Genomic DNA, 11,829 nt, shown 5'->3' with positions numbered 1-11,829 from the left:
ATCTCTCTTTTTATATGTATATTCATTCGTGGAAAGGCTGTCCCAGCGTGCCGATCAGCAGTCAGTGAAAACGATTTCCCCCAGTCCTTTCCAGGCCATTTCCTATAGTCGCTTCCCGTTCTTGTCGTCACAGGATCCTGCCGCCCACGGATCTTTATCCGACATGCCGCGCCATCGCGTCCCGACATTTCGAAACACGTAAATTATATACTATGAAAGCTCCCCCAAAAAGCGCCCTCACAGGGCTGCTGGTGTTGCTCACGCTGACACTGGCCGCCCAACACCAGGAAGTCGTCTCCGCCGCCGGCGACGCGTTCAAACAAAACGCCGGTTCCCTGACCTTCACCGTCGGCGAAGTAGCCATCGAAACCACCGCCACCCTTCCGCATCATCTCACGCAAGGGTTCCACCAGCCGGCACTGCTGGTGCGCCCGCAAGAAGACCGCGATGCCGGAATTCCGCTCACGGTATATCCCAATCCCGTCAATGCCCTGCTATACCTCCGCAACGACTCCCGGACAGCACACCTTCGGTATACCGTGCTCGATGCACGCGGCCTGCCCGTGCGGGAGGGCCTGGTCACAGACCTGACCGAAATCTCCTTTGAATCCCTGCCCGGCGCCACCTACCTGCTTCAGGTGAAAAGAGGCCGCGCGCTCGTACGTCATTTTAAGATCATCAAACAATAACCACGCTACCCCAAACACGAAAAATCCACCCGCTATGAAAACACTGTCTATATTTCTACTCGCCATCATCAGTATAAGCGCCTGGGCACAGGCCCCGGCAGGCTTTAAATATCAAGCCGTTTTACGCGACGCCGCCGGCCAGGTAAAAGCCAACAGCACCGCGCTCGTCGGTATACGCATCGTGCAAGGCAACGCCGCCGGACAAGCCGTCTATAGCGAGAACCACCGCACCACCGCGACCGAAACAGGACTTGTCAATCTTACCATCGGCGAAGGCGACGACCGCAGCGGCGACCTGTCAACCGTCGACTGGTCGGCCGGCCCCTATTTCTTGCAGGTAAGTATCGACGGCCAACTCTACGGCGCCAGCCAGCTCATGAGCGTGCCGTATGCCCTCTACGCGCTCAAGGCCGGAACCACAGAGATCTCTTCTGCCAGCGCAGACAGCGCCTGGAATATTTCCGGCAACGTCGGCACAAACGCAAACAACTTCCTGGGCACAAAAGACAACATGCCGCTGGTCATGCGTACCAGCGATATACCGCACCTTCGTCTCTCTACCGCCGGCCAGCTGGAACAGCTCAATACCGGCCGCTCGGTATACCTGGGCGAAGGAGCGGGACTGAACGACGACCAGTCCGTAAACGATAATGCGTACATTGGTTATCAAAGTGGATTCAGCAGCGTTACGGCCAGCCAAAACACTGCCGTCGGCTGGCGTGCGCTCTACCGAAGCGAGTCCAGCTCAGCCAACACCGCCATCGGCGCCGGCGCGTTATATGACAATATATTCGGACGGTATAATGTCAGCGTGGGCGTTTATTCGCTATACCACAATACAGCCTCCGACAACGTTGCCGTAGGACATCACGCCCTCTATGCCAACACCACCGGCACGGTAAATACCGCGGTCGGTACGTTTTCCCTGGCCGATAACCTGACCGGCGCCGCCAACACCACACTCGGCTTCAACACGCTGCGGCTGAACACTACCGGGAAAAACAACACCGCCGTGGGCCAGGATGCATTATATTCAAACACTTCCGCAAACAACAACACCGCCATGGGTGCGGAAGCATTATATCGCTCGTATGGCTCTGACAACACCGCCGTCGGCTTTAAAGCCCAGTTCAACTCCGACGGGTGGGACAACGTAGCAGTAGGCTCCTTTTGTCTGTCAGAAAACGAAGGCTTCGAAAATTGCGCCGTAGGAACATATACCATGTACGGAAACGCGGGAGGCAAATGGAATAGTTGCCTGGGCAACCGGGCACTCTTTAAAAACGGCACGGGCAGTTTCAATGCAGCGGTGGGATTCAAAGCATTGTATAACAACATCGACGGCGTGGACAACACCGCCCTCGGCGTGGAGACACTATTTGAGAACAGACAGGGCAGTCGCAACACCGCCGTAGGAATGAAGGCCATGCAAGGTACCGACGGCAATCGCAACACCGCTGTGGGATATGCCGCATTGGCATCCTATGCAGGCGGCGAGTACAATACCGCCATTGGTTATGCCGCCTTTCAGGGATACTATAGTTTGACGAACGCTACCGCGATCGGCTCCGGCGCACAGGTCTTTAATTCCAACGAAGTCCGCATTGGCAATACCGCCGTCACGAAGATCGGCGGCCAGGTGAACTGGACAGCCGCCTCCGACGGCCGCTTTAAAACCGACATCCGCGAAAATGTACCCGGCCTGGAATTTATCCAACACCTGCGCCCCGTAACCTACCGCATCAACCACGACGTCATTACCGCCAGGAACACAGCCGCGGGAATCGACGCTTCGGCCATCCCACGCGACCTGGCCGTGCACACCGGCTTTATCGCGCAGGAGGTAGAAGCAGCCGCACAACAGGTCAACTTCGACTTCAGCGGCGTCTGCCGCCCCGAAAAACCGGAGAATTGGTATAGCCTCAGCTATGCCGAGTTTGTCGTGCCCCTCGTCAAAGCCGTGCAGGAACAACAGGCACTGATCGACAGCCAACGCCGGTTGATCGAAGCGCTCACCCAACGGGTACAGGCACTGGAAAATGGGACAACCGGCAATACCGCCAATGCACCGGCAGCGTCACGCTCGGCCAGCATAAAATAGACAACGTGAATAAGGGCCGGTATCTTACCGGTCCTTTTCCCATTTCAGGTATATACCCTGCAGGATCATAAAGACGCCATAAGCGATCGTTCCGATCGCCACGATCACAAACAACGGATGCCCCAACATGCTTTCGCCGATAAAGTTGAAAGCCTTATCGGTATTCACTACCGCTTCAGGATCGGCATGGATCGCACCCTGCAAAAGAAAGTAGGCCATGATCAACAGGATCGTCGCACGGGAGAAGTGACCATACCACGCGAGCCCATGAAGCAAGCGTCGCCCCATGTGCGAAAGCCGCTGCATCTCCAAACGGGAAACATACTGCCAGCGCACGACGTGATAGATTTCCAACAACCCGGTGATACCCACCAGCACGCCGGTAATTCCGATCAGCCACACCCCGCCCCGCCAGTCCAGCACCGCTTCGATCAGCAGCCGCTGCTCCTCCACACCGTCGCCCTCCAGGGCAATCCCCAGCAGCGCCTGCACCGCCGACAGGGCAATGATCGCATACGCCACACCGCTCAGCGCCGTGCCGACACGCGTCAGGATTCCCCGGGTCGTGCGCGGCACGTGAAAAGGATTGGCGATCGCTTCGTACAATCGCCACGCGATATAACACAACATACCGATCAGGATGCTGGACACGAGAATCCATCCCGCCGGAAGCTCCGTCAGGAACTCCAGCATACTGTCTTCGTCCGCACCCCCGTCCTTCAGCCGTAGCAGCGACAACATAGCGATCGTGCCGATGCCGATGTAGACCAGTCCAATGGCGATCGACCCGCCCAAAGCGAGGTAACGGGCCAGACGCGTATACGAGGAAAGACGCCGGGACATAGACGTTTCGTTGCGGAAGGGAAGAACAGAATGATTACTGCGGTTGGGTCACGCTCACGCGCCAGATGATATTCGATGCATCGTCCGCCACCAGCAGGGATCCGTCAGGCGTCACCGCCACACACACCGGCCGGCCATATACTTCGCCGGTGGCCTCGTCCTTGATGAAGCCGGTCAAAAAATCTTCGGGCGTGCCGGGTACGCCGTTTGCAAAGGGAACAAAGATCACTTTATAGCCGCTCAGCCTGGAACGGTTCCAGGAGCCGTGCTGCCCCACGAACGCGCCTCCGTGATAGTGCCCAGGAAATACCTTGCCATCATAGAACGCGAGTCCCAGCGAAGCCGTATGAGCACCCACCGGCACATCCGGTACGATCACCTGCTGAAGGGAATCGGGCAGCGGCTCTTTTACAGCCGGATCGTCATGTGTTCCAAAATAAGTATAGGGCCACCCGTAAAACCCGCCATCTTTCACACTGGTAATGTAATCCGGCACGAGCTCATCTCCCAGGTCGTCACGTTCATTGACAGCCGTCCACAGCGTGTGGGTACCGGGTTGCAGGTCCATGCCCACCGGGTTGCGAAGGCCTGCGGCCACAACGCGTTCACCGGTACCATCGGGGTTGATCTCGAGTATATTGGCGCGGCGGATCTCATGCTCAAAACCATGCTCGGCGCTGTTGCTCCCCGAGCCGACCGATACATAGATCTTCGTGCCGTCGGCATTGGCAATGATGTTGCGCGTCCAGTGATTATTATAGCCGCCGGCCGGCAACGACAAGATCTTTTTACCCGTACCCCGCATCGTTGTCTGCCCCTCCTGGTAAGGATATTGCCAGATCCCGTCGGTGTTGGCCACGTAAAAGGATCCGTTCAGGATCAGCATACCAAACGGTTGGTTTAGCTCCGACAAATAAACATGACGTTGGTCGATGGTACCGTTGTTGTCGGTGTCCTTAAACAACGTGATGCGGTTGGCACTCCTGCCCAGGTTCTGTGACTTGCTTTTTCCCGACACGGCATTGCCTACTTTTTCAGGCACCTTGGTCTCGGTGTTGGCTTCTGAGACAAATATGTCGCCGTTCGGCGCCACGTAGATCCACCGCGGATTCTTAAGCCCGTCGGCAAAGCGCGTCACGGTAAAACCCCGCGGCGCAACCGGTGTAATATTTTCATCCCATCCTACCACATTACTGAACTTCTTCACCGATTCGGTGGCATACGGTTCGGGCAGCGTCAAAGTCTGCTTCCGTGCTGTTTGTATAGTATCGGCTGTCGTTGGAGGCGGTGTTTCGGCCTTTCGGGGTTCACAACATACGCATACAAATACCAGCGTTATATACAGAAGGGCATGTAAGGAAAGTTTCATATATGTATAAGGTCACCCCGCAGCGGGGTAAAATATCATGCCACCGCCCCCTCGGTTCTAAGTATTTATACGGAAGCCGCGTGCGTATCTCCGGGTAATGAAAAATACGATGTTTTCACGATGCCGCTATGAGAGACCACCGTCTACCTTTGCCAGACGGCCAGGTATATGTTGGTCAAAACTCATCGCTATGCAAGCTTTTTACACGGCGGAAAAAATCCCTTCTAAAACCACTTTTTCAATCCCGGCTTACCGGTCTGTTTTTTCTGTGTTATGAAGCCCATGGTAAACATTATCAAGACGCCGTCGGGCACCAAAGGTAAAATTACCGGCGAGCTGACCCGGCAGCATGACGCTGCGCTCGTGGCCTTGTTCGGCAAGCTGCGCACCAAGACAGATGTAACGACCCTTACCATCGATCAGCCGATCGCCATCGACCTGTGCTTTCTACAGATGCTTTGGGCCTTCTTGCAGGAAGTCCGCGCCGAAGGGCGTGCCCTCACGGTCTCCTCGGGGCTGAACGAAAACGACTTTAAGCTCATGAAGCTTACCGGGTTCGATGCCTTGTTGCAACCGCAAAACAGTCCCCTACCCCACGTGACGCACTAACCTATGGACCATCTCCAGGGCATATTTATTGCCGAGGCCGAAGAGCTCATCGCCAGCCTCGAAGAGACATTATTGCAGTTCGACAAGGACCGCACCAACAAAACATTCATTGAAACCATCTTCCGGTCCATGCATACCCTCAAAGGGTCGGCCAGCATGTTTGGGTTTGAAAGCCTGAGCGCGCTCACCCATGAGCTGGAAACGGTATACGACCTGATCCGCACGGGCCGCTTCACCGCCACCAACGAGGTGCTGGAAGTAACGCTGGAAGCGATCGACCACGTAAAGAAGATCATTCGCGACCAGGCCATGCAAGACCCCGCCAACCGCGCGCGCCACGAAACGCTGCGCACCGCGATCGCAGGACTGACCAGCGTGGCCCGCGGCCAGCAAAGCAACACGCCCGCCGGCGTGGCCACGTTCTACGTGCACTGCAGGCCGCACGCCAATGTACAGCTGAAAGGTACGAACCCACTATACCTCATCGAAGACCTCGTGTCACTCGGCTCCGCACGCGTGTTGCCCCACCTGCACGAAGTCCCACCGCTCGACGCGCTCGACCCGACAGGGTGTTACACTGGCTTTGAAGTTTTCCTCGCGAGTAAGAACACCCTGGACGAAGTCCAGGGTGTATTCATCTTTGCCGAAGACTGCTGCGACGTGACCGTCGAAAAGATCGCCGACTCCGATCTGCTCCTCGTCCCGGAATTCATCCAGGCGCTCGACATCAAACCGTTTGGCGCTGCACCGTTCGGGCTACCGGCCATCCGGCACCTCGTCACCCAGGCACTGCGCGCAGGGGTTACAGCAACAGCCGGCGCACCCGCTGCAACGGCGCCGGCACCCGCCGCGACGTCGAAGAATCATGTTACCAGCATCCGGGTGTCGTCCGACAAGCTCGACGAGCTGTTAAACCTCGTCAGCGAATTGGTCACTTCGCAGGCAGGCCTTACGTTGCTGGCCGCCCGCCACGATGTACCCGGCCTGGCCAACCTGGCCGAGAACATGGAGAAGATCTCGCGCCGCCTGCGCGAGAACGCCTTCAGCATCTGTTTGATCCCCATCGACACCCTGGTGACCCGCTTCCAGCGATTGGTGCGCGACCTGTCAAAGGAGTTGGGCAAAGAGATCAGCTTCAGCGCCGAGGGCGTCGAGACCGAGCTGGATAAATCCATTATCGAGAGCATCACCGACCCGATCCTTCACATGCTGCGCAACTGCATCGACCACGGCATCGAGTCTCCCGCCGAGCGCGAAGCAAAAGGCAAACCCCGCCAGGGCAACATCCGCATGAAAGCATTCCATTCGGGCACATCCGTCTATATCCAGATCGCCGACGACGGCAAAGGCATCGACGCGGAAAAGATCCGGCAGAAGGCTATAGCCAAAGGGTTACTCCTGGCCGACACCGTCCTGTCGGAAAAAGAGACCTACGACCTCATCTTCAAACCCGGCTTCTCTACGGCCGAGCAGGTGACAGACGTCTCGGGCCGCGGGGTGGGCATGGACATTGTAAAACGCAACATCGAGGCGATCCACGGCGAAGTATCCATCGCCTCCCGTGTGCACGAAGGCACTACCATTACCATCCGCCTGCCGCTGACGCTCTCCATTGTCGACGGCATGCGCGTCAGGATCGCCTCCTCCGAATATATACTGCCGCTGACGGCCGTCGACAAATGCTACGAGATCGAAACGCACAAGCTGCGGCAGGAGCACGCACAGAAAATAGAATTCGACGGCGACCTCTTGCCGGTCTTCAACCTGCGGCAGGTCTTCCACGAAGACGAGCCCCGGCCCGACATCACCCAGGTGATCAAAGTTCAATACGACGAGTTCCCGGTCGGGCTCGCCGTAGACGCCGTGGTCGGCGAATACCAGGCCGTCATGAAACCCCTCGGATCGTTCTATGAAAACCGCGAGGAGTTCAGCGGCGCCACCATTCTCGGCGACGGCACCGTGGCCCTGGTCATGGACATTCACAAACTGGTACGCCAGCTCATCGACGAGAACCGCCTGTTACACCAGCACTAAATCTAACTGCACATATCCTCATGGAAACCGTCACTGTCACCAGTCAGTCGTATCTAACGTTCTGGTTAGACGACGAGCTCTTTGCCACCAGCGTGGCCGACGTTTCGGAGATCCTGGAGCTCTCCAAGATCACCAAAGTACCCCGCGCTCCGCACTTCATGCGGGGGGTTATCAACCTGCGCGGCATTGTACTGCCCGTCGTCGACACACGCTTGAAATTCGGGCTTGAAAAAATCCCCGACACCGTCGACACCTGCATCCTGGTCTTGAACCTCACGATCGATGACCAGCAGATCGTACTCGGCGCCATCGTCGACTCCGTACAGGAAGTACTCGAGATCGACGCAGCCCGCATTCAGCCCGCTCCGTCGATCGGCTCGCGCTACAAATCCGGGTTTATCAACGGCATGGTCAAACACCACGACCAGTTTATCATGCTGCTCAACATCGGGCTGGTCTTCAGCACCGAAGAGCTTTCTATTTTACAAAACACCTCCGACCAGGAGTCGACCACTCACTCGTAACCCCCATCTCACATGAAACTAACCGTAAAAGCCCGCCTGATCACCGCCTTCGTCGTACTGATCGGCTTGTCGGGCGCTATCTATTATATGGGCCTGTCCAACATCGGCATGCTGAACGACCGCATCAATACGCTCGTGGACCTCAATGTGAAACGGATCATGCTGGCCTCCAAGGCGGCAGAAGATATCCAGCTCATCACCAAACGCGAGAAAGAGCTCATCATCACCAAGAACCCCGAAGAGATCCAGGAATATATCGGCGTGATCGAAGATCGCACAAATGAAATGCTCGCCCGTATGGACGAGCTCAAAGGCATTTCAGACGAGTCCGGCGTCGAGATCATGGAAGAGTTCAATACCCGGTGGGCCGAATACGCCAAGATCTATACCCGCATCAAATCCCTCGCCCTTCGCAACACCGACTCCACCACGGTCGAAGCGTATAAACTTTCCTCCGGCGACGGCCGCGCAGCAGCCCTCGGCGCGATCAATGCCCTCACCAAGATCTTGCGTAAGAACGAGAAGGCCCTGGTGCAGGCCAAGACAGAGACCGACGGACTGTACAATGAAGCCAAAACACAAATGGCCTTCCTGCTCATTACGGCCGTGCTGATCTCCATCGGTATTTCGATCTGGATCATCACCTCCATCACCCGTTCGATCGGGTATGCCAAGGCGGCCATCAAGAGCGTGGCCGACGGCGACCTGACCGTGAATATCGAGAACAAATCCCACGACGAGCTCGGCGAGCTGATCGACTATATCAAAGCCATGGTGGACAAGTTGCGCGAAGTGCTCACCTTCGTATCGACCGCATCCGATCACATCGCTACCGCCAGTGCGCAGATGAGCGCCACGTCACAACAGATGTCGCAAGGCTCGCAGGAGCAGGCGGCATCGGCCGAGCAGATCTCGTCGTCGATGGAAGAGATGGTGGCCAACATCCAGCAAAACACCGACAATGCGCAGCAGACGGAAAAGATCGCCCTGAAAGCCGCCGACGATATCCAGGACGGCAGCCGTTCGGTTAACCATACCGTTGACTCGATGAAGAAAATTGCGGAGAAGATCTCCATCATCGGCGAGATCGCCCGCCAGACTAATCTGCTCGCGCTGAACGCCGCCGTGGAAGCCGCACGTGCCGGCGACCATGGTAAAGGCTTTGCCGTCGTTGCCGCCGAGGTGCGCAAGCTGGCCGAACGCAGCCAGGTAGCCGCGGCCGAGATCAATGAGCTCTCTTCGGCAAGTGTTTCCATCGCCGATCGCTCCGGCAAGCTACTCGATCAGATCGTGCCGAACATCCAAAGCACAGCCAGACTGGTACAAGAGATCTCTGCCGCCAGCCTCGAGCAGAATACGGGTGCCGAGCAGGTGAACAATGCCATCCAGCAATTCAACCAGGTGATCCAGCAAAACGCTTCGGCATCAGAAGAAATGGCAAGCGGTGCGGAAGAGCTGTCGAGCCAGGCCGACCACCTGCGGGAAACCGTATCGTTCTTCCGCCTCGACAAGAACCAGGCACAGCGCGCCGCCACGACGGCGCCCTATAAATCGCGCCCGGCACAAGCCAGCGCCGGCGCGCCGAACCTGTACAAGAGCGCAATCAAAAGTACACCTTCTAAGATGGCAGGTATAAATCTCGACATGGGCAACCATGATCACGATCAGCTTGACAAGCGCTACGAGAACTTCTGATCCATGGCCGCATTAGCGCAGCCACAAAAACTTTCCGACGCTGACTTCAGCCGGCTCAGCAGGTTCATTTACAAGGAGTGCGGGATAAACCTCCCGCCCTTGAAAAAGATCCTGCTGGAAAGCCGGCTGCAGAAGCGGCTCGATCACCTGCACATCGGCACGTTCTCGGCATATTGCGACTATGTCATGAGTCCAGCCGGCTTGCAGGAAGAGCTCGTCTTTATGATCGACGCAGTCGCTACCAACAAAACCGACTTCTTCCGCGAGCCTGTACACTTCGACTTCATGCGCGACCAACTGTTGCCCGCCTGGTATACCACCCGGGCACCGGGTACATTCAAAGTGTGGAGCTCCGCCTGCTCGTCCGGCGAAGAACCGTATACCATCGCCATGGTGCTCGAAGAATTTGCCCTCGGCCGTCCCTTCAACTACCGCATCGTGGCATCCGACATTTCCACGAAAGTGCTGAAGAAAGCCATCCAGGCCATCTACCCCATGCAAAGTATCGCCCAGGTACCGATGACCCTGTGCAAGCGTTACCTGTTGCGCAGCAAAGACAAGGACGGCGAACGCCCGACCATTCGCATCGGCCCCCGGCTGCGCGCGAAAGTAGAGTTTAAACGAATAAACCTGATCGACGATATTGCAGGCATCGATGCCGATTTCGACCTGATCTTTTGCCGCAACGTCTTGATCTACTTCGACAAGGGTACGCAGGAAATGGTGCTTCGCAAACTGCTGTCGAAACTGCGCCGGGGCGGGTATTTGTTCATCGGACACTCGGAGTCGGTCCATCATCTCAACCTGCCCGTACAACAGGTCAAGCCAACTATTTTTCGAAAACTATAACATGTCTATACTCAAAAGACTATCTTCAAGCAGGAATTGAACCCTCTCCTACTTTCATGCTGAAGAAAAAGATCAGCGTACTGATCGTGGACGACTCCGCGCTCATGCGCCAGGTGTTGTCCGAGATACTACAGACCGATCCCGAGATCGAAGTCATGGCTACGGCCGCCGACCCATACATCGCCGCCAAGAAGATCAGCGAGCAGGTGCCCGATGTCATTACCCTCGACGTAGAAATGCCACGCATGGACGGACTGACCTTTCTGCAAAAGATCATGTCGCAGCACCCCATTCCCGTGGTGATCATTTCCAGCCTTACCGCCAAAGGCGCCGACTCGGCCGTACTGGCCATGGTATACGGCGCGGTAGAGGTCGTACAAAAACCCGTGATGGTAGGCGGCATGGCCGCCGAAAGCAAACAGCATATCATCGACGTCGTCAAGAATGCCAGCAAGGCACGCCTGCGCCGTCGCTCCGCCGCGGCACAACAACAAGTGCTGGCGTCGGCCTCCGCCATTCACGGCGGCAATACCAAAAGCCTCGTACAAACCACCGACAAGGTCGTCGCCCTCGGCGCCTCGACAGGCGGTACCGAAGCCATCCTTGCCTTCCTGCGGGAAATGCCGCTCGACTGCTATGGCATCATTATCGTGCAGCACATGCCCGAGCTCTTTACCCGCTCGTTCGCGCAACGCATGGACTCGATCTGCCGCATCAGCGTCAAAGAAGCAGAAGACGGCGACAGCGTGTTGCGCGGCCGTTGCCTGATCGCACCCGGCAACCGCCACATGGAATTACGCCGCAGCGGCGCCCGCTATTATGTACACCTCGACGACGGCCCCCCCGTAAACCGTCACCGTCCCTCCGTCAACGTGTTATTCCGATCCGTGGCCCGGTTCGCCGGCAAGAATGCCATCGGCATCATCATGACCGGTATGGGCGCCGACGGCGCCGCGGGCATGCTCGACATGAAAAACGCCGGCGCGCATACCATTGCGCAGGACGAAGAGTCCTGCGTGGTCTTCGGCATGCCCAAAGAGGCCATCAAGCTCGGCGGCGTCTCCAAAGTCCTTCCCCTCTTCCGCATCGCCTCCTACATCAGCAGCCTGCCGTAAC

10 protein-coding genes are annotated in these 11,829 nt (G+C 57.0%); 8 read left to right on the top strand and 2 right to left on the bottom strand.

Translation table 11 applies throughout. The features are described 5' to 3' along the window. Window positions 1–212 precede the first annotated feature (212 nt). Together KK078_RS06020 and KK078_RS06015 are read left to right on the top strand one after the other, a co-directional pair. Window positions 213–689, top strand: a complete 477-nt coding sequence (locus tag KK078_RS06020; RefSeq protein ID WP_254089344.1) for a T9SS type A sorting domain-containing protein — start codon at window positions 213–215, stop codon at window positions 687–689. A 34-nt stretch (window positions 690–723) separates the two neighbouring features. Beyond that, the gene (locus KK078_RS06015; protein ID WP_254089343.1) at window positions 724–2,790 is read left to right on the top strand and encodes a tail fiber domain-containing protein; all 2,067 of its coding nucleotides are present in this window, start codon (window positions 724–726) and stop codon (window positions 2,788–2,790) included. Window positions 2,791–2,814: 24 nt separating this feature from the next. Here the strand turns inward: KK078_RS06015 and KK078_RS06010 are convergent, their stop codons facing one another. Beyond that, a complete protein-coding gene (locus KK078_RS06010; protein ID WP_254089342.1) occupies window positions 2,815–3,633 on the bottom strand; it encodes a DUF1206 domain-containing protein in 819 nt (272 codons plus the stop codon). A gap of 34 nt (window positions 3,634–3,667) precedes the next feature. After that, window positions 3,668–4,873 carry a PQQ-dependent sugar dehydrogenase gene (locus tag KK078_RS06005; RefSeq protein ID WP_449508537.1) on the bottom strand — a complete coding sequence of 402 codons (1,206 nt, stop codon included), beginning with the start codon at window positions 4,871–4,873 and terminating at the stop codon, window positions 3,668–3,670. 411 nt (window positions 4,874–5,284) lie between these two features. On the opposite strand from KK078_RS06005, the gene KK078_RS06000 reads away from it, so the two are divergent. Genes KK078_RS06000 through KK078_RS05975 form a run of 6 tightly spaced genes read left to right on the top strand, consistent with a single transcriptional unit; the run spans window position 5,285 to window position 11,828 of the window. Next, the gene (locus KK078_RS06000; protein ID WP_254089341.1) at window positions 5,285–5,611 is read left to right on the top strand and encodes a hypothetical protein; all 327 of its coding nucleotides are present in this window, start codon (window positions 5,285–5,287) and stop codon (window positions 5,609–5,611) included. A gap of 3 nt (window positions 5,612–5,614) precedes the next feature. Further along, complete coding sequence (locus tag KK078_RS05995) at window positions 5,615–7,645, top strand: chemotaxis protein CheA (RefSeq protein ID WP_254089340.1); 2,031 nt, start codon at window positions 5,615–5,617, stop codon at window positions 7,643–7,645. A gap of 20 nt (window positions 7,646–7,665) precedes the next feature. Continuing rightward, window positions 7,666–8,169, top strand: a complete 504-nt coding sequence (locus KK078_RS05990) for a chemotaxis protein CheW (protein WP_254089339.1) — start codon at window positions 7,666–7,668, stop codon at window positions 8,167–8,169. Window positions 8,170–8,181: 12 nt separating this feature from the next. Next, window positions 8,182–9,864, top strand: coding sequence for a methyl-accepting chemotaxis protein (locus KK078_RS05985; protein ID WP_254089338.1), 1,683 nt, complete (start codon window positions 8,182–8,184; stop codon window positions 9,862–9,864). Between the two features lie 3 nt (window positions 9,865–9,867). Further along, window positions 9,868–10,713, top strand: a complete 846-nt coding sequence (locus KK078_RS05980; protein WP_262898603.1) for a CheR family methyltransferase — start codon at window positions 9,868–9,870, stop codon at window positions 10,711–10,713. A gap of 56 nt (window positions 10,714–10,769) precedes the next feature. Further along, the gene (locus KK078_RS05975) at window positions 10,770–11,828 is read left to right on the top strand and encodes a protein-glutamate methylesterase/protein-glutamine glutaminase (protein ID WP_254089336.1); all 1,059 of its coding nucleotides are present in this window, start codon (window positions 10,770–10,772) and stop codon (window positions 11,826–11,828) included. Window position 11,829: the final 1 nt, after the last annotated feature.

Origin of the sequence: Dawidia soli (genome assembly GCF_018598185.1) — a bacterium.
Taxonomy (GTDB): Bacteria; Bacteroidota; Bacteroidia; order Cytophagales; family Cyclobacteriaceae; genus Ohtaekwangia; species Ohtaekwangia soli.
The sequence above is the reverse complement of the archived record's forward strand: the minus strand, read 5'-3'. Positions and strand labels throughout refer to the sequence as shown.

Coding starts and splice junctions, on each gene's coding strand:
- KK078_RS06020 (WP_254089344.1), top strand. CDS start 213: ATGAAAGCTCCCCCAAAAAGCGCCCTCACAGGGCTGCTGGTGTTGCTC.
- KK078_RS05985 (WP_254089338.1), top strand. CDS start 8,182: ATGAAACTAACCGTAAAAGCCCGCCTGATCACCGCCTTCGTCGTACTG.
- KK078_RS05980 (WP_262898603.1), top strand. CDS start 9,868: ATGGCCGCATTAGCGCAGCCACAAAAACTTTCCGACGCTGACTTCAGC.
- KK078_RS05995 (WP_254089340.1), top strand. CDS start 5,615: ATGGACCATCTCCAGGGCATATTTATTGCCGAGGCCGAAGAGCTCATC.
- KK078_RS05975 (WP_254089336.1), top strand. CDS start 10,770: ATGCTGAAGAAAAAGATCAGCGTACTGATCGTGGACGACTCCGCGCTC.
- KK078_RS06000 (WP_254089341.1), top strand. CDS start 5,285: ATGGTAAACATTATCAAGACGCCGTCGGGCACCAAAGGTAAAATTACC.
- KK078_RS05990 (WP_254089339.1), top strand. CDS start 7,666: ATGGAAACCGTCACTGTCACCAGTCAGTCGTATCTAACGTTCTGGTTA.
- KK078_RS06015 (WP_254089343.1), top strand. CDS start 724: ATGAAAACACTGTCTATATTTCTACTCGCCATCATCAGTATAAGCGCC.
- KK078_RS06010 (WP_254089342.1), bottom strand. CDS start 3,633: ATGTCCCGGCGTCTTTCCTCGTATACGCGTCTGGCCCGTTACCTCGCT.